The organism is Mycoplasmopsis citelli (assembly GCF_900660645.1).
In the GTDB taxonomy this organism is placed as follows: Bacteria; Bacillota_I; Bacilli_A; order Mycoplasmatales; family Metamycoplasmataceae; genus Mycoplasmopsis; species Mycoplasmopsis citelli.
Map to the genome: position 1 here is coordinate 843,372 of NZ_LR215036.1, position 22,693 is coordinate 866,064.

20 protein-coding genes are annotated in these 22,693 nt (G+C 24.6%); 18 read left to right on the plus strand and 2 right to left on the minus strand.

Annotation, left to right across the window (positions count from 1 at the left end):
- Positions 1–366: 366 nt before the first annotated feature.
- The 15 genes from EXC58_RS03130 (at position 367) to EXC58_RS03200 (ending at position 17,400) form a co-directional block, all read left to right on the plus strand.
- On the plus strand, positions 367–2,004 hold the full coding sequence (locus tag EXC58_RS03130) for a DNA cytosine methyltransferase (protein ID WP_129725586.1): 1,638 nt from the start codon (positions 367–369) through the stop codon (positions 2,002–2,004).
- A complete protein-coding gene (locus EXC58_RS03135; RefSeq protein ID WP_129725587.1) occupies positions 1,970–2,632 on the plus strand; it encodes a hypothetical protein in 663 nt (220 codons plus the stop codon). The genes EXC58_RS03130 and EXC58_RS03135 overlap by 35 nt, the downstream gene beginning before the upstream one ends.
- The gene (locus EXC58_RS03140) at positions 2,632–3,072 is read left to right on the plus strand and encodes a hypothetical protein (protein ID WP_129725588.1); all 441 of its coding nucleotides are present in this window, start codon (positions 2,632–2,634) and stop codon (positions 3,070–3,072) included. The genes EXC58_RS03135 and EXC58_RS03140 overlap by 1 nt, the downstream gene beginning before the upstream one ends.
- A complete protein-coding gene (locus EXC58_RS03145) occupies positions 3,059–3,979 on the plus strand; it encodes a hypothetical protein (RefSeq protein WP_129725589.1) in 921 nt (306 codons plus the stop codon). The genes EXC58_RS03140 and EXC58_RS03145 overlap by 14 nt, the downstream gene beginning before the upstream one ends.
- Entirely contained in the window at positions 3,969–4,319 is a 351-nt protein-coding gene (locus EXC58_RS03150; protein ID WP_129725590.1) for a hypothetical protein, read from the plus strand. The genes EXC58_RS03145 and EXC58_RS03150 overlap by 11 nt, the downstream gene beginning before the upstream one ends.
- Before the next feature lie 16 nt (positions 4,320–4,335).
- Entirely contained in the window at positions 4,336–4,749 is a 414-nt protein-coding gene (locus EXC58_RS03155) for a single stranded DNA-binding domain-containing protein (RefSeq protein WP_129725591.1), read from the plus strand.
- Complete coding sequence (locus EXC58_RS03160) at positions 4,740–8,780, plus strand: hypothetical protein (RefSeq protein WP_129725592.1); 4,041 nt, start codon at positions 4,740–4,742, stop codon at positions 8,778–8,780. The genes EXC58_RS03155 and EXC58_RS03160 overlap by 10 nt, the downstream gene beginning before the upstream one ends.
- 22 nt (positions 8,781–8,802) lie before the next feature.
- A complete protein-coding gene (locus EXC58_RS03165) occupies positions 8,803–9,648 on the plus strand; it encodes a P-loop NTPase family protein (RefSeq protein WP_129725593.1) in 846 nt (281 codons plus the stop codon).
- A 39-nt stretch (positions 9,649–9,687) separates the two neighbouring features.
- Complete coding sequence (locus tag EXC58_RS03170; RefSeq protein WP_129725594.1) at positions 9,688–10,476, plus strand: hypothetical protein; 789 nt, start codon at positions 9,688–9,690, stop codon at positions 10,474–10,476.
- Positions 10,469–11,395, plus strand: a complete 927-nt coding sequence (locus EXC58_RS04765; RefSeq protein ID WP_197723785.1) for a DNA methyltransferase family protein — start codon at positions 10,469–10,471, stop codon at positions 11,393–11,395. Before EXC58_RS03170 ends, EXC58_RS04765 begins: the two co-directional genes overlap by 8 nt.
- A 125-nt stretch (positions 11,396–11,520) precedes the next feature.
- The gene (locus EXC58_RS03180) at positions 11,521–11,940 is read left to right on the plus strand and encodes a hypothetical protein (RefSeq protein WP_129725595.1); all 420 of its coding nucleotides are present in this window, start codon (positions 11,521–11,523) and stop codon (positions 11,938–11,940) included.
- A 143-nt stretch (positions 11,941–12,083) separates the two neighbouring features.
- On the plus strand, positions 12,084–12,401 hold the full coding sequence (locus tag EXC58_RS03185) for a hypothetical protein (RefSeq protein WP_129725596.1): 318 nt from the start codon (positions 12,084–12,086) through the stop codon (positions 12,399–12,401).
- Positions 12,402–12,407: 6 nt separating this feature from the next.
- Positions 12,408–13,790 carry an Mbov_0396 family ICE element transmembrane protein gene (locus tag EXC58_RS03190; RefSeq protein ID WP_129725597.1) on the plus strand — a complete coding sequence of 461 codons (1,383 nt, stop codon included), beginning with the start codon at positions 12,408–12,410 and terminating at the stop codon, positions 13,788–13,790.
- A 1-nt stretch (position 13,791) separates the two neighbouring features.
- Positions 13,792–16,470: a hypothetical protein gene (locus EXC58_RS03195; protein ID WP_165177547.1), complete on the plus strand. Its 2,679-nt coding sequence runs from the start codon at positions 13,792–13,794 to the stop codon at positions 16,468–16,470.
- A gap of 18 nt (positions 16,471–16,488) precedes the next feature.
- Positions 16,489–17,400 carry an MSC_0882 family membrane protein gene (locus tag EXC58_RS03200; RefSeq protein WP_129725599.1) on the plus strand — a complete coding sequence of 304 codons (912 nt, stop codon included), beginning with the start codon at positions 16,489–16,491 and terminating at the stop codon, positions 17,398–17,400.
- Between the two features lie 36 nt (positions 17,401–17,436).
- On the opposite strand, the gene EXC58_RS03205 is transcribed toward EXC58_RS03200, so the two are convergent.
- Together EXC58_RS03205 and EXC58_RS04850 are read right to left on the minus strand one after the other, a co-directional pair.
- Positions 17,437–18,015: a Fic family protein gene (locus EXC58_RS03205; protein ID WP_129725600.1), complete on the minus strand. Its 579-nt coding sequence runs from the start codon at positions 18,013–18,015 to the stop codon at positions 17,437–17,439.
- A gap of 16 nt (positions 18,016–18,031) precedes the next feature.
- Positions 18,032–18,166 carry a hypothetical protein gene (locus EXC58_RS04850; RefSeq protein ID WP_268809164.1) on the minus strand — a complete coding sequence of 45 codons (135 nt, stop codon included), beginning with the start codon at positions 18,164–18,166 and terminating at the stop codon, positions 18,032–18,034.
- Between the two features lie 174 nt (positions 18,167–18,340).
- Between EXC58_RS04850 and EXC58_RS03210 the strand changes: the two genes are divergently transcribed.
- The 3 genes from EXC58_RS03210 to EXC58_RS03220 all read left to right on the plus strand — a co-directional run bounded on the left by EXC58_RS03210 (position 18,341) and on the right by EXC58_RS03220 (position 22,691).
- On the plus strand, positions 18,341–18,907 hold the full coding sequence (locus tag EXC58_RS03210; RefSeq protein ID WP_129725601.1) for a sugar-phosphate nucleotidyltransferase: 567 nt from the start codon (positions 18,341–18,343) through the stop codon (positions 18,905–18,907).
- 440 nt (positions 18,908–19,347) lie between these two features.
- Positions 19,348–21,987 (plus strand): coiled-coil domain-containing protein, encoded by a 2,640-nt coding sequence (locus EXC58_RS03215; RefSeq protein ID WP_129725602.1) that lies wholly within the window; start codon positions 19,348–19,350, stop codon positions 21,985–21,987.
- Complete coding sequence (locus EXC58_RS03220; RefSeq protein ID WP_129725603.1) at positions 21,969–22,691, plus strand: prefoldin domain-containing protein; 723 nt, start codon at positions 21,969–21,971, stop codon at positions 22,689–22,691. Before EXC58_RS03215 ends, EXC58_RS03220 begins: the two co-directional genes overlap by 19 nt.
- Positions 22,692–22,693 lie beyond the last annotated feature (2 nt).

A 22,693-nucleotide genomic window follows, 5' to 3' on the forward strand; every position in this document is an offset into this window, starting at 1 on the left:
AAATTAAAAGTATCAAATCTATTAAAAAAACCAAATAAAGAATTTAATTTACCAGCAGTAACTGCATCAACAGAAAATCAAGGTTATGCAGGTTATGTTAATGAATTAAAAGCGACAGTTTTAGAAAGAGTAATTTCGATTACAGCTAATGGAAAACCTGAAGCATTTTTTCAAAGCAATAAGTTTACTATTTTACAAGATGCTTATTCAATTGATGATAGTCTGTAAAATTTGTGGGTAGAGAAAAATTCACATCCTTAGGGGTGTGAATTTTTTATTTTAAAGCAAAGGAGATTTAATGAAAAATAATACAACCCGATGAAAATTTAATAATCAAAAATACTTTAGGAAATAAAAAAATTAATCATGCAGACACTTAGAATATTTGAAGCTTTTGCTGGGCTTGGAGCTCAAATAAAAGCTCTTAAAAAACTTGGAAACGAAAAAGGTTTTCACGTTGAAAGCGTTGGTTCTATTGAATGGGGAATTAATCAAATTATTTCATATCAAATTTTAAATTTTGGCCACCTTAAACCCGAAAAAAATTTTACTAAAGAACAATTAATTGAAAAACTTACTCCTTACACTTTTAGTTTTGATACTAAAAACGAAATCAAAGTTAATTATTTTAATTCACTTAGCGAAGAAAAACTACAAAGGATGTTTCCTTACCTTTACTCATTTGTTAATCCTTTGTATTTTAGGAAAGTTTATAAAAAATCCCCACCAAATAACCATACTGATATTAAACAGTTTACTCAACTACCTGAAAATATCGATATCTTTACTTATTCATTTCCCTGTGTTGGTTTTTCACAAGCTGGACCCCAACAAGGATTTGATAATCCACAAAGTCAATTAATTTATGAAGTTAAACGGATTTTAGAAACTAATTTAGATAAATTACCAAAAGTATTAATTTTAGAAAATGTTCCTGCTTTAGTTGGACCAAAATTTTTAGGAGATTTTGAACGTTGAGTTGAATTTTTATCTACTATTGGATATCACACTACTTGAGAAGTAATTAATTCAGCTAATTTAGGGTCGGCTCAAAATCGTAAACGGGTATATGCTGTTTCGATTTTAAAATCTGTATCTTCAGAACCTTTTAAATTTAAAGATGTCAAGCAAAAAGAAATTTTTTTGGAAGATATTTTAGATCCTAACTTAGACTATCGAAACTATAATCATTTATTAACTAAACACCCATTAGGAAAATTTACAACATCTTTTAATAACATCACAAGTACAAGATTGAGCAACAATTTTTCAAACTTTAATTCATATGCTCAAGTTTTCTTAGCTCAAGGTAAAGGACCAACACTTACAGCACAAGGAACAAATTCTGATTTAAAATTTTACTTTCCTGAGCAAAATACACTGAGAATTATTTCACCAAAAGAAGCTTTTGTTTATATGGGATTTGATCAAGAAGATTTTAATTTAATTGAACAAAGCGATTTAATTACCGAAACTCAAATGAAACTTCTTGCCGGAAATTCTATTAGTATTCAAGCTCTTTATAGTATTTTTAGCAATATTTTTGATTATTTAAATAAGCACAATTTTTGATTATTACCACATCATTATAAAACTCAATCACAACGCAAAAAGCTTTCTTTATATGAGCTCATTGATATTGAACGACATAAATTCATCACTACTAAAAAATTAAGGTTTTATAAAGAAACAATTCGCAAGTATTGTCAGAATAAGGAAATTTATGAACCGAAAAAATGAATGAAAATTATTCATTCAAATTTTAAAAAAGAAGGAATTTATAGTTCATTATTTAAAGCTTCACGAGCACTATGAGATAAAAACTTTTTAGATCGTCCATATTATAAACTTGGACCTAATGGATTATTTATTCCTATAACTTTGAATGTTCTTTACCAATGGCTTACTAAAATTTATTTTTTTGATTTAATCCCACAACTACAAACACAATTAACCAAAGGAGAACAAAATGATCCCATCCAAAACCAAAATGTTTTATATTAAAGCTTTATGACCAATCTTTTTTAGTGGTCAGTTAGTTATATTTATTAATTATTTTCATTTTTCAAAAGAGTATATTTGATTAAGTGTTTTTATTTTACTTTGAAGTTTATTAATAGTTTTATTTAAGTTTAGCGAAAATATCCAAAATCTATTTTATAAATTTAAGTATAAAAAAATCTTTTTAAAATACAATTATCAACTCACTCAACAAAAAGCTGTTGATGAGCTTAAAAAAGAAATTATCAATAACACTCCAAAAGCTTTTAAAAATATTAAAGATGAAACTGAAATTGAATCTTTAAAACATCAAGAAAAAGTATTTTTAAATAACATAAACTTAGAACTTCAACAAGTTAAACAATTATCTTCTAATCCATCATTTGGCGAAATTCAATCAATTTATAAAAAAATAAAGAACAACAACATCACACAAATTGATCAAATGATTAATCAATTACAAAAAAATGAAAATCTTAAATTTTTAGCAGCTCAAAAAGCTAACATTATAACACGAGCTAATGAACTAAAACGTAAAGCATCTAGTTCATATAACCATTCTTTTCAAATTGAACTTTTAAAAAATACACACGAATCTTCAAAAATTGAACAAATAAAGGAGACTCAATAATGTACTTGTGATTATTCGAATTATTTATTCCTATTTTTATAATTAGCTTAATTACTAAATTTATCTTTGAAATCTTTTTTCCACACAAAAGAAATCTTAATTATTTAGTTAATGTAGGATCTGTTAATTTAACTTTTATTCCAATATTTTTCTATTTATTTTCTGTAAGAAAAATATCAACAGAAATGTTTGCTGTTTTAATTGTTTTATCTAATATTGTTTTAATTTTTGATTTACTAATTTTAGTTAAATTAATTAGAAATATTTATTTTAATCATATTTTAAGCAAAATTTTAGATTCAGAACAAAAGAATAAAGATATTGCATATTTAATTTATCGTTATAAATCTCAAGGAGCAACTATTAATAAGAAAAATGCCGAAAAACTTAAAGATGTAGATCCTAATCTTTTGATGGTTCGATTTAATGTTAAAAATTAAATTTTTAATTCCTTTAGGAGTTCTTATTTCTAGCAATATTTTCTTAAGCAGTTGTGTTTTTAATAAAAATGTTTTTCGTTTTGTTGATAATTCTTCATTTGAAACTCAAAAAAATTCCCCAGAACCCTTACAACCATCTTTAAAAGCAGAATTTCAAAGCGAAGAAGATAACCAAGGTTTTTTTGGTTTTGATGATGCCTTTGAATATTTTTTAATTTCAGAAACCACTCCAATTGCTTTAAAAAATTGAAACAAACGTAAAAATGAGTTTCTAGCAAATCGAAATTGAGTAAAAACAAAATTAGATTATAGAGATAATGATTATGTTAATGAATTAAAAAATGAAGAAATTCAACAAACAAACCAGGATGATACATTTGAATTTTCAATTCAACAGATAACAAAAGATGCTCAAATAAAAAAGTTTAATTATGAGCATATTTGATTTAATAAAAGCATTTCAGATTTACAATATTTTGTTCTTTTTGCTATCAAAGGAGAGCAGTTAGCATATTTACAACGGGAAATAATTAACTCATTAATTGATTATAAACAACAAACAAATCAAAGCAACTTTAATAAATTAATTGAGTTGTTTATTCGATTTATTAATTCTGAAAATTATGCTTTATTTTCAAATACTTATAATGAATTTATTGAGTTTTTTGACTTTGATAATTTTGATTATAAGAAAAATGTTAAAAGTTTATATGCTTTTTTAATTGATCAAAAAACAAAGAATGATTTTAAAGCTTTAGAAGATAAACAATTATTTGAACAAATTAAAATTTTTCTCTCTCAACAAATATCAATTAAAATTTTACAAACCCATTTTAACGAAGTAAACTTTGATTTACTAGTTCATAAACCACCAATTAAAGAAAGGAAATCAAATAATGACCAATAACTTAGAACTTAATATTTTTACTTATACTGGTAAAGAAAATAATAAAAACTTATTTTTAATGTTTACCAATAAAAATAAAGACAAAATCTTTTTTACCGAATTATTAAAAGAACCTTTTAAGGAAGATTTAAACACTCAAATTAGTTTTCAAAGTCTTTTAAATAAAAAATTTTTTGTCAATCCCAAAAAATTCTTTACAACCAGTTCAAAAGATAATTTTTTAAATTCTTGCGATTTTTCTTTAGACAAAATTTCGCTGGTAGATTTTGATAATTCATTATCTTTATTAGAAATATACTCATATGTTGTGAGTAAAAAAACTCAAATCTTATATTTGTAAACTAAAAAGGAGTTTTATGAACCAAGTATATTTAAAAGGAACTTTAGTTAACCCGATTAAATGAATCTTAAATAGAAAAAATGAATATTATGCTTTTTTGACAATTTTAACTCAAAATGACGATAAAAGCAAATCATATATTTCTGTTTACTTAACTAAAAACTTTAAAATATGGGAACACTCACTTAAAAAAGATACTTCGTTATTTATTCAAGGACACATCATTACTGGATATAATGCTCAACAAGCAAAAAATTTCACTTATGTTTTAGCTCATAGTCTCGAAATTCTTCATAATAAATTTAACAATTTAAATGAAGAATTCAAAAACACAAATCAGTTAATTTCACAATCCCAAAATAATCCTACGCAATTTCAAAAACCTAATGAAACTTCAAGCATTATTTTTGATAAAGAAGAATGAGAATAATCAATAAAAAACTTCAAAAATTAAAATTTTTATTTTTATCATTACCAATTGTAGCAACTTTAGTGCCAATTAGTATCAGTGCTAAAGTTGAAGATAATTTAATTACTGAAGTTTTAGAGTTTTTAAAATTGCGTATTAATAACAGTGAAATTATCCAGGATACTTTAAACATAAATAAAGATGTGTACCACAATAGTTCAATTAATATCGATTATTCAAGTGAATTTGAAAGTTTGATTAATTATTTATCTACTCAACTTAAAAGTTTTTTTGCTCAAGAACGCTATAAAAAAGAAAATTACTTATTTAATATTGATTATATAAATAATCAAGAACAAAAAAATTTCATTATTCATATTAGTAATATTCAAAAGCAAACTTGAAAAATTAAAGGACAAATTAATTTTATTAATAAAACTAATTTCTTTAATTCTAGCAATTATTTACAAGCTCAAGGTGAGCTAAATAAATCTTTGTCAAATCCAAATTACAAACTTTCACAAAATACTCTTAAAACATTAAAAAAAGCTCTTGAATTACGCATTCAACGTTTTAATAATTATTCATATACTTTTGAAAATAATCAAAACTTACAAGAACAAAAAACTATTAAAGTTTTTGATGAAAGCGTTGATAATCACTTTGTCTTTTTTGCTCCTTTTGGATTTGATTTTTATTCAGAAAATGAAGATGAAAAAGTTATTGTCAATGGAATTAATTTAGAAGTAAAAAACAAACACTTTACTTTTAATTTAGCAAGTATTTTAAAAAAGGATGCTAATACTAATTTATGAGACACTAACACTCCAATAGAATTAAAAATTACAAAATTTAATAAAATTACAGGTTCAGAAATTGTTTCTTATACTGAAAAATGAGATGTTTCATCAACAATTGCTCATTCAGATTTTAAATTGCTTAATTGAAATCCACAAGAGCAATATGCTCAATTTAATCGAATTACTAGTTTTAAAACCACAATTGATAGGAAACCAATTTTAGATGAAAATGGTAATCAAATCCCCAATCCAGATTATGATCCTTACATTGATCCAAAAACTGGAATAAAAAGCAATTTAGTATGAGTAAATTTACCTGAAAGTAATTTTTATACTCAATATTTGCAATATCCAAAATTTATTCAAGATGAATTTAATAATAAATTATCAAATAAGTTTTCAATTGAAAATAATTATTTTCTTAATAATTATTATAAAAATAATAATTTGCCGTTAGGAACTTATTTTTATAATACCGATAAAGTCTTTTTTGAAAATAGTATTTATCAATTTAATGCTCCACAAGGAATTGTTGCTCAATCAATTTCAAGTACTAGTGGAATTGAATTTAAAATAGCACAAGATGCAGATTTAGTTCTTATTTACAAATTAAATCCAAATGCTAAATCTTTAAGTATTGAGCCATTTTTTGAAAATGGTAATCAGTCTTATGTTAAAGTTCTTAGAAATACCGAAAAGGGAATTGAAAATAGCTTTGAAAACTTTTATTTCTCAGCTAATGGAACTTATTTAATTGCTTCATCTAAAAAAGGCGGACAAAGCAACTTTTTATTATTAAATTTGGATGATAAAAATATTCAAGATACATCAGAAAAAGCTAAGGAAGATTTAGTTGATGTAATTAATCGGCCTTATATTGAGCGTTTTTATGATAGCAAAATTGGAAAACTTTTTTCAAGATATTTAACTGAAATATGAAAAATATCCTCTGAAAAAATCAAGAGTCTAAGTTATTATGATGTATTAAATTATTGAAAAAGTTTTATTAAATATTCTGGAACTTTACAAGGAAAAATTAAGTTTTTCGAAAGTAATTGGGAGAATAATTTTTCCGATATTATTAACGATGTTTTAGAACTTAAAGATAACACTTTTGATTTAACTCATACTAAATTTTATAAATACAACATTGTCTTTTTAGAAGCACAACAAGCATTTTTAGATAATGACTTTAAATTAGATCAAGCATATAATAAATTCAAATCTTCACATTTTCAAGACTTAGAAGTAAAACAACAACTTGAAAACCTTGCTTTAAAAAACGATGACTTAATCACTGAAATGCTTAAAAATAAGACTTATATGCAACGTCTTAATCGTAAATTATTTAAATCTAATAATTTATTTTTACAAAGTGTAAGCTTTAAAAAGCTTTCTCCGAAAGGGGATAATGATTATTATTACTCATATGAGTATGAACTCAAATTTAATTCTGTATTTTTTAACCAACAACCTATTATTAAAAAGATAGTTTTAAACTTTAAATCTTTAGTTGCTGATTATACTAAACCAGATACTTCAGGAATTTCTAAAATCGACCAAGAGACTTTAGAAATTAAAAGGAAATTCATTTTAAATGAACCTGTAATTGACCAATATACTCAAAATAAAAATAAAAACTTATTTAAAGAAACAGAATTTAAAAGCCATTTTTCCAGAGAATGATTTAAAAATATTTCCTTAGAAGAATTTAATTTATATACATATAAGCTAAAAATTCTTTATCAGTTTGATGATATCGAATTAATTATTGAAGTTTCTAAAGGAGATAAAACATTTGTTTTAGACCCTTATAAATTGAAGTTCTTATCTGATAAAGGGAATATCTTTAATTCCTTAAATTTAGATTTAATTAATATTTATCCATTTTTAAATAATTCACAAATTTCAATTCAACAACTTATTGACTTATTAATTTTAGAAATTGAAGATAATTTCAATCCTAAAAAATATTATCAAATCAATTGAGATATTGATAATTTAACTGAATTTTCAAATGCTTTAATTAAATTAATAAACAAGCAAACTGAACAAATTAATCTTAAACTCATTAGTCTTTGCAAAGAGCCAAATTGTACAAAATTTACCAAAACAATTTCTTTAGTAAATTTAGCCCCTTGAGATTTAAAAAATTTAACAAAAGTTTCAATTATTATTGATGATAATAATGTTAAAGATTATATCAATTACACTCAAAATATTTTAAAAGAACTATTTGATACTTTTAAACCTAAAAATATTTATCAAATTAAGCATTTAAATCTACAAGATCTTTATTTAAAAATTAAGGAGACGCTTTATTCTAAGCAGAAAGTTTCTCAAAGTTCTTTTGAGTTAAAACCTTTAAAACAATATCAAAGCTTATATAAGAATTTTTGAAGTGTTGATATTTTTAATAAAACTAATAATTTAAATTACTTAAATATTAATGATATTTTTACATTTGACAATATCCTAGTTGATGCTGATAATGTTAAGAAAATTTTTAAAGATATTATTGAGTTTTTAACTAATAAAGAAAATGTCTTAGATTACCAAATTAATAGTGATTTTACTCTTGAAGAAATCAAAACACTCATAGCTATTTATAGTGAAAATATTAGTTTTAATGTTTCAAAAACATATATTGTTTTAGGCTCTTATAAAAACATTTTAGAGCAGTTTAACAATTTAATTACCACCCAAGTAAATATACAAAGCAAAGAAAAATTAGAACTTATTTTAAAGCAATTTAAAAACTTTGATAGCTTTGATTTAGCTGATAACAAATTTAAAAATGATTTTTTAAATAAAATTAATCAACTCATTTCTCTTGTTATTAATTCTTCTTCAAAACAAATTAACAAAGAAAAACAAGCAATTATTAATTTGCTAGTGGATAATAAGGAACTTAAAACTACTTTACATTTATATACTTTAATTAAAAACAATACCAAGCAAATTTTGCTCAAAAATTTAAGTGAAGTTCAATTAAGTTCAGAAGAAATTTCAAATATTTTAAATGATATTGATAAAGATATTCACGAACAATTAGAGCAAAAAACAAACACAATTAAAAAAGAAATTGATGCCCAAAAAGAACAAATTAAGAAACAAAAAGCAATTGCTCAAGCTAAAAGAAATCGTGATTTATCAATTGTTTTTGGAGTTTTAGGTAGCGTTAGCTTAGTTGTTGGAATATTAATAACTTGAAGATATTTAAAACGTCGCGGAAAGCTTAAACGAAAGTAAAATAATACCTTTAAGGAAAAATATGAAAAGCAAAATTTATAGTGCTTTATTATTTAGCAAAGAACAAATTCAAAACATCAAAGAAGACCCGTATTTATCAGAAATAATTTCAAAACTTCAAATTAGCGATAATGAAATTGTTAATAATATAGATTATTTTTTAAAAATTCACGATCGTCAAATAATGCCAAATGAATATATAGACATTATTGAACTTTTTCGTGATGAAAATGGAAAACTAAGTGCTTCATTTCGGTATGCTGATAACGCAAAAGCTAAAGCTTTTTTACAAAATCAATTAATTAAATATAAAGAATTAGGATTTTTTAAATATAAATATTTTTTTAGTCAGTTAAAGCTTTCATCTTTAGTTCCTACTAACTTATTAAATCACCAAAAACAATTTCAAAGCAACATAAAACAAATTAAAAAAGGTTTTTATATACAAAGTAAAAATACTGATGACATTGTAAAAATTTTTAACTCAATTGCTAATGATTTTGTTAAAAATCATGTTCAAGTAGCTTATATCAATGTATCAAATTTAATGAATTACATTAAATCTACTTTTAATAACCCTGATGAAAATAGTGAGTTAATAGTTAAAAATTTAAGCAATATTAGTGTAGTGATTTTTGATAATTTAGGTTTTGAACAATTACCAAAATGATTTTTTGAAAAGCTTTATAAGATTTTAGAACATAGGAAAATGTATGGAAAAATCACTTATTTTTCAAGTCCTTTTTCATTGGAATTTATAGCTCAAAATATTTTATTAGAAGATAACAACAATATTTTTATAAAAAACCAAAAAGAATATTTTTACCAAACAATTAAAGGTTTAATCGAATTTGAAATTACTATTTAAAAAACTTTCACTCCCGCTAAAAAACGAAAGGAAAGAACTATGTTAAATAACTATCAAATACTCTCAGAATTATTTTTAAATATTCAAAACTCTAAAAGTAAATTTTATCAGAGCAAATCATCAAAAGATTTTGAAGACGTAATGCAACGACTTTTAGATAGTTTAAATTTTGTTAAATTAAGTAATGATAAGGAATATAAACTTCAACATATTTATAATAAAGAATTAATGTTTGATGAAAAAATTACTTATGAGCAAGTTGAGCAAAAATGAAAAACTTTAAAAGTTCAAGTGTTAAGCAAAAACAACATCGAATTAATTCAAAATCCTTTTAAAACTCTAAAAAATCACTTTATAATTCATCCATTTGGAACTCAACAATTTCCTGATATCTTGATTTTTTGTAATGATTATGTTTTCTGCTTAGAAATTAAAAGCATTAGTAATTTAAACAAAAGTTCTCTTCCAGTATGAAATTCTAATTTACCTAAAGCTTCATCTTTTTATGTATATATTCAAACCAACAACAATATTACATTTTTTAAAGGGGAAGACTTCTTAGGAAATTCAACACGTAGTTATTTAAATTCGTTTTTTGATTTAATTGATGAAAAACAAATGTTAAATGATTTAAAGAAAAAGCTTTCACAACATCATTTACTATCACAAAGTAGCGAAAATATCTTCGGACTTGTACCTAAAATTCGAAAATCTTTTAACTACTCTTTATCTTTTGCTACTAATAGAAACATTGGTATTTTTGATAATAACCTAAATAAGAATTGAGAAGATAAATTAATTACGTTTTTAAGGACTTTCAATGAATAATAAAAAGAAAGAGCAATTTTTTACTAACCCTAAAATTAGCGACTTATTAGTTCGTAAAATTACTGAATTTTTCTCAAATAGCATTTATCAACGCACTATTATTGAACCAAGTGCTGGAAGTGGAAATTTTATCAATTCACTTATTAATTATGGAATTAAAGCGGAAAATATTTTAGCTTATGAAATTGATAAAAGTTTTAGTAAAAATAAACTTTTAATGATTAAAGATTATCTTTTAGAAGATATTCCTTATAATGAAAATAACTTCATTATTGGAAACCCACCTTTTGGAAAAAATGGTTCTTTAGCATTAAAATTTTTAAATAAAGGACTAAGCGAATCACCTTATGTTGCTTTAATACTTCCGATGAGTTTCAAAAAGTATTCAAAACACAAACATGTTCTCCAAGGCGCTCAATTGCTTTGAGAAATTGATTTACCAGAAAATTCTTTTTTAGTTAGAAATAGTCAATATGATGTTAATTGTGTTTTTCAACTATGAAGTAATCCAAAAGTGAAATCATTTTTACCAAATAAACGGATTTTACAATCTCCAAAGTTAAAAGTCGAAGATTTTATTACCTACACTTATAACAACACTCCTAAGACCTTAAAATTTTTTAATAAAGACAAATATCAATGAGATTTAGCTATTATTCGACAAGGATTTTATGATTATTCTAAAATAATCACTAAAGAAAGTGAACTTAGCACTAATAGACAATATATTTTTATTAAAATTATCAATCCAATTGCTTTAACCATTTTAAAACAAATAGATTTTAATAAGCTTTCTCAAAAAAATACTATTATTCCAGGATTTTCTAAATCAGATTTAATTACTGCTTATTTACATGTTAAAAGTAATTTTAAACTCAAAAAGAAAGATACTAATTTAAATTTTGATCAACTAAGATAATTTTTATCTTAGTTTTTTAATTCTTTTTTAATGATTTTTTGCGATTGTTTTAACACTCCGCTATACTATTGTTAGCATAAAAAGGTTTTAATAGTTTAATTATTAAAACAAAAAGGAATTTAAACATGAGCAAAACAAGCACAAATAAACTTAAAAAAACATATAGCAACAAAATCGCTCAATTACAAAACTTCCTAAGTTTTACATTGGTATTTTTCGCACTTTCTTACATAATTTTAAATGCTGTGTTATTAGCTTTATATGGTTATACAGTTAATAAAGCAACACAATCTCAAAAAATAAACCCCTTTGTTTATGTAATTTATATAGTTGGTAGTGTTTTAGCAATTTCTTTATGAGTAAAAATTATTGTATTTTTTGTTTTTTTAAGAAAAAGTAAACAAAGTCAAATTCAAAATTACAAAATTAATATTTCTAATCTTACCTTTTTGAAAAAAATTTGTTTGTATTTATTTAGTTTTTCAAAAACTACATTAGAAAGGTTTTGTGATAAAAACAAATTAGAATTTAAATTATTAAACTAATTTTTTTAAAATAAAACATTAAAATCGCATTTTTTATGCGATTTTCTAGTACTTTTTTATCCTTATATATTATTCCGTTATACTCAAAATGAATGATTAAAATTTAAAAAATCGTTCAAGTTAATATCTAAAGGAGAAAAACAATGATAAAAGAAATTACAAGATTTTTTGAAAACAAAGATGACTTCGGTGTTGATAGTATTGTTAAACCAATAAAATCCCTTGGAAGATCAATCATTGAAGTTGTTGGTCCTTTGTTCTTTTACGCTATAGCTTTAGCTCTTATTGGCGTTGGTTTTTGAATGTACTACAAAGCTTCTAAAAAAGTATCAGAAACAAAAGGCAGCGACAAAAAGGACGCTAAAGATTCAGCAAAAAATGCCTTATTAATGGTTGCTTTAGGGTTTGTTGTTCTTTTAGTTGCAGGAATAATCACAGCAATTATACTTAAGGCATTTTAAAAATTTATGTTTTCTTGATTAGTTGATTCTATTTTATATGGGGTTGTTACTCCACCATTTTGAATTTTTATTTGAATTCCCTTTTTGGTTGTTCAAGTTTTAGATTTTATTTTTCAATTTATTAGCTTTAATTTATTTAATTTAATATTTTTTGGAAAATCAAATTTAGACTTAAATAATTTTTCTTTTGCTAACTTTCACTTTAATCCACTTTTTTTAATATTTTTATTACCTATTGGCTTGTTTGTTCCATACTTAGCATATCGTGCTTTAAAATATCAAACACAATATCCCGAAAGTGGAGCATTTAGAAAATTTATTCGCAATCTTCCTAAGTATGTAGCTATTGTACTTTTACTTCCATTTGGAATTTACTTTATGACAGTAATTTTAAAATTTATTGTTCTTCTTATTAAACAATCAGCAGGACTGAATAACACTTCAATATCTGATAGTTTGTGAGATCAAATCCGCTTTGTAGAATGAAATAAAAACCGCGGTTGGGATGTTAATGAATGAAGAGAACTTACAAAAAGATATTACTGATGAGATTTTAGTCAATGAAGAACCATTTATTCTGGGGATTCTATGAGCTTTCTTTTACGGGGATTTGTATTAATTCTCATTTATTTAATGCTTGTTTTAAATTTTGCTTTAGGAATGGCAAAATTAATATGAAAACTTCTTTTAATGCTTTTGCTTTCACCAATTTATAATATTAAATTACTTTTTTATGACAAAAATTCAAAAGATAGTAAACAATATTGAAACGAAATTAAAGGTTTAATTCTTTCTTATTTGTTTTGTTTAATAGGTTATAGTTTTGTTTCTCTTTTAATTGAACTTGTTTTACCAATAATTCATTCTCTTAATATTTTCAAAGATGTTGTTATTGTATCTTGGGTTGGAGAAATGATTTTAACTGCTATTTTATGTTTTGCTTTAACTTCTTCATTTTCAAAACTTCTCGAAAAATTCCCCGCATATTTTGGGTTTAATAATGGTTTAGATTTATCTGGTGGAACAAGGTTAGTCAGTGGTTTTGGTTCAGCAATAGTACCTAAAAAAGTTAAATCTAAAGTTCAACAAAGTGCTAATAAGTTTAAAACTCAACAAATTCCAAACTCAAACTCAAACGCTACTACAGTTGCTCCTAAACAAAATGATAATTTAAATCCATCAGCAAATAAGAGTTCATACAACCCTATTAATTTAACTCAAATTAAATCATTTGCTAAAGAAAATCCAATTTTTCCAATCCCTATAGATAATCAACCAAAAACAAATAATTCTAGTGAAATTAATATAAATATCGAAGTAGAAAATACTTCTGGTCAAACTAAAAGTTCTAAACAAATAAATGTTTCACAAAATAAAGGAGATAAATAAAATGCTTCAACCAAATAACATTAAAAATAAAAAGATTAGAATTTTAGATTCTAAATTAGAAAAAAGTGATTTTATTTTTATCTTTATTTCGATTGTTTTTAGTATATTAATTTCTTTGACATTTTTATTTTTGTTAAGTTATTGATGAGTTTTTGGAATTTTTATATTAATTTGTTCTATTACTCTAATATGGGGACTACCAACTAACAAAAATAGTTTAAGACGTTATAAAAATACTTGGTACTCTATTCAATATTCTTTTTCTCAAAAAGAATATAACCAAAATCAAGTTGCTAATTTTTCTCCTTTTCAAAGAATTGATGAAAATGGAGCAATTATTTATGATGATACTGAATGAATTTTAGTGGAATTACAAGGAAAAAACATTTGAAAATACTCTCAAGAAGAAATTGACCGTTTTGTTTATAAATTTAATTCATTTTTATTTGCTTTAAAAACCCCTTTTAAATTCTTAAAATTAAACTTAAAAAATAACTATGAAAAAAATAATCAAAAACTTAAAAATGTTTTTGAAAGTTTAAATCCTGAACAACAAAATTCAGATTTATACAAAGATTATTATATTAATTATGCAGCCGAATTAAATCACTTTGAAAACCATTTTAATTCAAAGAGACATTCATATTTTATTTTAGTAGCTGTGGATAATGATTATCAAAGCTCTTTAACATCTTTAAAAAGTGCTTTAAAACTTATTAATTTTTTAAATCCAGAAATTGTGAGCAAAAAAGAAAAAATCTTAGAATTTTTTGATAATTTATTTTTCGGAAGGCATCAAATAGAAGAAGAAAATACAAAGTATGTAGTTGATAACTTATTTATTAATAAAGACAGTGTAGATTTTGATAATAAAAGAGTTATTTTTTCTTCTTTAAAGGAAGTTCCGATTAATATAAGCGAATTTTTTATTCAAGCATTTTTTCAAAATCAACATTCTAATGTTTTAGTTGATTGTTCTCCATATGGAGCAGAACATTCAACTAAAATGCTTGATAAAGCTCAAGATATTTTAGAATTTGAGCATTTTGACTCAAAATCAACTGTTAAAAGACGTAGTTTTGAATTAGAATTACAAGCACTAGATCAATATATCGAAGAATTTAATCGCTTTGATGTGTCTTTTATTAATGTATCTGTTTTTGAGTGTATCGTCCTTGATAAAGAAAATAAAACCGAAGAACAACTCAAAACCCAAAAAGATGAAATTTTAAATATTTTAAAAGCAAGAAATGAGCGTTATAAGTTAGAATTTAATTATTGACATCTTAATCAGATTAAAGCTTTTAAAGAATTTTTTAATCTTCAAAATAGCTTTGAAAACTCTATTGTCTTTTCCAGTTTAAACTTAGCTCGAACTTGACCTTTTACTTATGAATATTTTAATGATGAAGATTATTTTATTTTAGCATCTCAAAGCTATTCAAATGGACTAATTTTCTTTGATGATATGAAAAAGACCTTTACTCGTCCATCTTCTTCAATGTTTTTTATCGGTGAAACAGGAAGTGGTAAAACGGCCGCTATTTCTAAAGTAGCATTAAAACACATTTTAAAAAACGATCGGGTTTTATTTATTGACCCTAATAATGATTATTCTAAAATTACCAAAAAGTTCAATGGTCAAGTAGTTAATTTAACTGATATTTCAAAGTTTCAAACTAATTTACTTGAACTTAAAAATGATTATTACATTGATGATGATGGAATAACCTTACATAAAAATTCTAATAAATCAATCATTAAAAAGAAAATCGAATTTTTAAAAGGTCTTTTTACTATTTTAAATGAGCAAATTACTGCTGAAGAACTTGATTTTTTAAGTTTATTAGTTCGAAAAACTTATACTTTAGCAGGGTTTGCTAATGAAGAAAATGATATTGAAACACTTAAACCAATTACTTTTGAAGATGTTATTAAATATGCTGATAATTTAGATATTAAAGAACTTTCAACTCTTAATAACAATATTTACACTCAAGAAAGCTTAATTAAAGCACTTAGATTTTTACAAAATAACTTTGATAAAGAAAATGGTAATTATTCATATTTTAACACTGATAAAGTGATCGATTTTAATGGAAATATCATTTCATATAATCTTCAAAGTATTTTAAATTCATCAAAAAAAGAAGCAGAAATTATATGTTATATCTTAATTAGTAATTTTAATAAAGCTATTATTGATAACTTATTTTATAACATTCAAAATTATGGATGAGAAAATCAACATAAATGACGTAGTATTGTTATTGTTGTTGATGAAATTCATAAATTTATCGGTGGAGCTGGTGGATTATATTTAGTATCGTTTTTATTTGATGCTATTAAAACACTAAGAAAGTTTTGGGGGCTACTTATTCAAGGAACACAAAGCTTTAAAGATTTTGCTTTAAATGAAAATATTAAAAATTTAACTAAACAACTTTTAGAGCAAACTCAATATAAATTTGTCCTTAAAATATCTCAAGAAGATATCAAATTCTTTGATAATATGCTCCCTGATAGTGCTAAATTACTTCAAAGCGAAAAAGATTATATCGCTAATTCAACTGTTGGAGAGGCAATCTTTTTACCTGATAGTTCAAATAAACAAATGATTAGATTTTTTTATAATGATTATGAACAAAAACTTATTTTTAGAACCAAATTACAAGAATAACCAAAGGAGAAACTCAATGTGTTAATTAACAAGCTTTCTTTTTTAAAAACGCCATTTTCATCACAAGAACCCTTAAATAATCAAGCTATATCTCAACACCAAAATATCCCAGAAACTTTAGAATCAAAGGCTTTTACAGGATATGATTGATTTGCTAAAGAATATTTTTTAAAAAGTCTAACCTTTGAACGAAAATACATTTTAATAATGTTATGGTTTTTTGTGTTAACTTTTCTTAGTGCAGCCATAATTTCAACACTAATATACACTCATATTATTAATTTTGAATTTCAATACACTGTTGCTGTGTTTTTAAACATTTATAACGCAGTATCATTTGTCCTGGTTTTAGCTAAGTTTTTAGATTTTAAATTAATTAATAATTCCTTTAGATTATGAAGAGAAAGCTTAATTAAAGATATTCAAATTACTAGTGATAAATCAGCAATCTTTTTTAAAAAATATCTTTCATTAAACAAATTTTTAGTTCATTTAATTTGAATTAATATCTTTTTATTAACATTTTATGGGTTATTCATTTTGATTATTTATTTACTTAAAGATGTAGATACTACTTTAGGTTCTGTAAAGAGTAATTTTCACTGACGCCTTAACATTAAAGATGGATTAAAAAATTCTTTTGGTAATGTAGCGTTGTTTTGCTTAACTAATTTAATTATTTTAGCATCAACAATGTTTATTAGTGCTTTAAGTTATGTTTTTGTCAAATATCGTATTAATTTAATTTCAGGAACTTTTTCAAGCGAACTTACTAAATATGAAACTTTAGTTAAACAGCATACTTCGCAAATTAAAAAATACTGATTTTATTTTTATGTATTTTGTGTGTTATTTTTAATTTTTATTCCATTAACTTTATTGCTTTATCGAATAATTAAAAAAATCTTTACTCGTAAAAAAAGTATTTAAAAAGCAAGATAAAATCTTGCTTTTTTTACTTTAATTTTAAGCAATAACAGTGTTGTTTAAAATAAAGTTTTTAATATATAAATTTAAATGTTTTTCTTTATTATGAATTACATAATTATTAATTATTTCAGTATATTGTTTATCATTTTTTTGAGTGCTTAAATATAGTCCACATAGATTTTGTAAAAATAACACCATAAAAGCAAATATTACTCGCTTATTTCCGTTGATTAAAATATGTTGTTTAGCTAAATTAGCAACAATATAAGCAAGCAAATCAAAATTATTTTGCTTTTCTAAAGTATCAATGTAGCTAATATAATTGTGATAATGCAAAAGCACTTTATCTTTAAAAATTCCCATTTTAGTATTATCAACTTGATCTTCTGAAGTGTTAGCAAACTCAAAAGCTTGAGTAATTAAATCTTCAAAGATTTCTATGGCAATATCTTCATCTAAATAATAGCTAAAATTAAGCTTAGTTAGCCCTTTATTTGTTTTTATAAGTAAGGTGCTTAATTTATCATCAATAACATTAAAATGCTTTAAATAAGGCTCTTTTTGTGCTTTTAAGGAATGTTTATTTAAACAAATAATATTTTTTTCTTTAATCATAAATTCTCTTTATAAATTACATTTTAGCTAAATTTTTTATAACTTTTTTACATAAATCTTTTTGCGGAAAAATATCAAGTTCTTGTTTTAAAGTTTCGGTGTGATTTTTTCAAATTTTTGTTGTTAGTTTTAAAGGTTTTGGTATTGTCATTTGTCATTCCTTTCAAAAAATAATTATTTTAGATTTATTTGAAGTATAAATTTTTAAATTGTTAAATGTAAAAAATCATCAAAAATCACATTAAAAAATGTGATTTTTTAGATCTATTTATTTGCTCCATTATCCTTATAAAATAAAGCACTTGAAAAAGTAAAGGAGCAAATAATGATTAAAAAACAATTTAGTAAAAACAATGAACTTTACACGCCTAGAAAATGAGTAGAATATATCATCAATTACTTAGAAAGCACCAAAGCACTTACTAAGGATATGACTGTTTGATGTCCATTTGATTTGGATATTTCAAGTTTTCCAACAGTATTAAGACAAAGGGGATATAAGGTTATTAATACTCATATAAACACCGGACAAGATTTTTATAATTATATCCCTGAAGAACCTTTTGACATTATTATTTCAAACCCTCCTTTTACAGGAAAAGCTCAAACATTAGCACGTTTACAATCACTTGGACCTAATATTAAATGAGCATTAATTTATGGCAATCAATTCTTTTTAACATCAAGTTTTGTTCGTCAATTAAACGATCTAAATAACTTTCAAATGATTGCTTTTGAGCGAAGAATGTATTTTCTTAGTGATTATGCTTTAGATGTAGAAAAACCAACTAAAGAAGTAAAGACAAATCCAATGTTTGCGTCATTAGTTTTAACAAACAACTTATTTTTACCTAAGGATTTTATAGTACTCAAGGGAGTTAAAAATCAATAAAAAAGCAAAAATATATTAACTTTTCAAAATTGTATATGAATATGAATGATATTATGACCAAGTGCTTTTACTATCTTTTGATGAATTCCTAAATTTGAATCAATATGATTGTTATGAATTGTAGCTACAATAGGAATTGTGCCATGTCTTTCTGATTTGTTATCCTAATTTATGGATTGTTTATAATAACAAAAACAATAAAATCGCATTTTTTATGCGATTTTTTAGTACTTTTTAAGCTTTATTTATGAACACGTTATACTCTTTTTGCACTAAAAGCAAAAGAAAGGAACAAATATTACACTTTATTAGCTATATTATATTTTGGATTAATTATTACAGTATCTGTTTTATTAGCACTATACTCTTAAGTTCTGTAGTAAATCAGACCAAAAATAACTTTTAGTGTTATATATTAAAAAATATAGAAAGGAAAAAACATGACTAAAAAACGAAAATTTCTTATAATTGGCTCTTCAGTTGCTCTTCCAGCTATTATTGCTGGAACAATTATTGGTGCTGTTCCTACATATTCAGTTCTTAGCAAAAAAATTACCAAACTTAAAGAAGAAAATGCTAAATTGCTAGCAGAAATTAAAAGGCTCAGAGATCAGAACAAAACCGACCAATACACTACTACAACTCTTAGAGCTCAAAACGAACGTTTAGAAATACTTGTTAAACAATTTAACGAAACAACTTTAAATAAAAGTGATTTTAATAATGTTCTTACATCTTTATCAAAAGAAATTAGTTCAGGTAAAAGTGTTGGTGAAATTGTCAAAAATGTTGGATATAAACAACTTGAATCTCCGCTTATTGAATATAAAAATAGTTTACAAGAGAAAATTACTAGTTTAAGTTCAACATTAGATGAGCAACTTCAAAATAATGACCTTTTAACTGAAGATACTAAAAAATTAATTAAAGCATCTATTGCTAAAGGGCAAAATCTTTTATCTTCATTAAATGAAAATTCATTTAGTGATATTGAAACTGCCAAAGCATCTTTAGAAAAAATTGTTAAATCGCAAAACATTTATCTAGCTCAAGTTCAAACTGCTTTAGATATTATGAAAACCCAACTTGATCAAAACAACACCAAAATTGCTCACAATGTCGAAAATATCAAAACTCGAAATGACCAAATTTTAAAATTAGTAAAACAAAGTAATGATACTTTGAGTTTCTACTTACAAAAAATTGAAGAACTTTCAAAGAATTTGACTACTTTTAAAGATTCAAATTTTGATAATGTTTTTACTCCTAGTTCAGCAAATACTATTAAAGGATTAATTACTCAAGCTCTTGAGATTTTCAACAACAAAAAAGTAGTTTTTGAAGAAATTGTAAACACTTCAAAACAAAAAATGTCTGATCTTAACTTAGAAGAAGATTTTGAAACTCCAATTATTAGCTATGATTTACCTAAATTAAGTCAGAGTTTTGATGAAGTTCTTAAAAAATATGAAGATATTCGCACTCAAATTCTTAACGCTTACAATGAACACAGTAATAAACTTTCTGGCGAAGTGCTTAAAGCTAACGAATTAGTAAATGCTTTAAAAGCAAAACAACAAGACAATGAAGACCAAATTACTCTTCTTACCAAAGACAAAGCAACCTTAGAGGCCAATATTGCTGAAATTAAAAAGGATTTAACCACTAACTTAGGTTCAATGCTTGATAGTCAAATTACCTCTTTAAATGGAATTGAAAATACCATTAGGTCTTCAAATATCCCCCAAGCAATTTCTTTAGCAAATCAATTAAAAGTTCAAATTGACGCTTTACAAGGTCTTAAAAGTAAATATACTGCCGAAAATTACACACAAACCTTTGCTCCTGTTGTTAAACAAGCTCTTGATTCAGCTCAACAAGTTATTGATGAGTACAAACGCAATGTTTTAGATGCTTTAAAAACAGAATTTGAATCAACTAAAGCAACTTTAGCTCAAACTCAAGGAGAGCTTGAAAAAACCAAATCAGAACTTACTTTAAAACAAAACAGTCTATCAGAGGTTGAAAGATCTTTAGCGGAAGTTAATCAAAGCTTAGCTCAAAACAAACAAGAATTAGACCGAGCTACCGAAAGTTTAACTACCACTAATAATCAACTTCAAACCTTAAAACAAGAACTTAAAGACAATCAATTAAAAGTCGAAAATACTTTTACAGCAGTTAATTCAGCATATACTAACCTTAAAGCCAAAGCAAATACTTTAATTGGAGAAATGGATTCAAGTATTAATGTTTCAGAGCTTAAAAAATTGATAGATGAAAATGTTCCAATTTTTAATCCTAAAGACTCATCTGCTCAACAACTAGCAAGCATTCAAAATTTAATTGATAAATCTACTCAGTTAAGTAATTTATTTAATAAAGCCGCTCAAGATGATTTTAAGTTCAAACAATCCCAAACAAACCAAAAAATCAGAGAACTTAATAAAGAAAAGGAAACCATTCAAAATGGTATCTCAGATTTACAAGAGAAACAAGCTAGATTTAAGAGTGTCTTATCAAAAAACATCATAACCCTAAATAGTGCTTATAGTTCAAGAAAAACTGCAGCTCAAACAATTGTAGCTACTGCAAAAAGCTTAAGTCTTCCAACTGAAGAACTAGAAAAATTACTTAGTTTACAAGATTTACAAGCTCCAGGAAATGATTTAACCAAACAAATTGATTTTGTTGAACAATACACTACTAGAATTAGTAAATTAGGTGAAGAAACTTTAAAACTCCAAAATGCTATTTTAAATAAAACCACTTCTCAAACTGCTCAAGCTAAAAAAGAATTAGAAGATATCAAAAAACAGAAAGAAAAATTAGAAGAAACAAATAGATTATTAGCTAAAAAAGACGCTCAAAATCAAGCTCAAATCGCTCAATTGCAAAAAACTATTCAAGCTAAAGAAAAAGAACTTCAAAATGCTATTTCTCAAAGAGACCAAGCTCTAAAAGATAAAGCCACAAGTCAAAAACTCAAGGAATTACAACACCAACAAGACCAAGATAGAATAAAAAATCTCAATAATGAAATCGATAGATTGAAAGAAATTTGTTCAAATGACAATTAAATCCACCAAATCAAGACTCAAATTCTGAATCTCTTGAACGAATCAACACTCTCGAATTCCAAAACCAAAGACTTAATAAAGAAAAACAAGAATTACAAAATGAATTAAACGACGCAAATAACAAACTTAGAGAGGCAATAGAAACCTACAAAAAATATAATAACGCACTTACAAAATCAAATGTTTATAAAAATGCCACTGAAACTTCAAATTATAAAAATGATTCAGGACGAACCAATGCTCTTACAGGGTATGGAGATTATTATGATAAATATCGCTTTGGTGGTTGATTTAGCACATTATATCCTGGAAAAACCCCCGATAGTGTTTCTATTATTCAACTATTTAACCTTAGGTTAAGAAATACATCACAAGGACCGCACACCTTCAGAATTTGATATCTTGATACAACCGAAACTGACCCAAGCAAACAATTAAAATCAACAATCGAGACCTGAAATTACAACATGTCTGATGGATGAGCTCAGGGTTATGGAGAAATTTATCACAATCCAACTGCTAAAACCAGTAATGCTCATTATATACATTCAGAATATTTAGTTATCAATAAAATAAATGATTGAGCCCCTAATAAAGTTATGTTTTACTACGTTATGGCTAGTTGAGATAAAAATAAAAACCAGATTTGAGATCTTACAGCAAAACAAGTAATAGTTTCAATTGAAGAACTAGATAATAATTAATA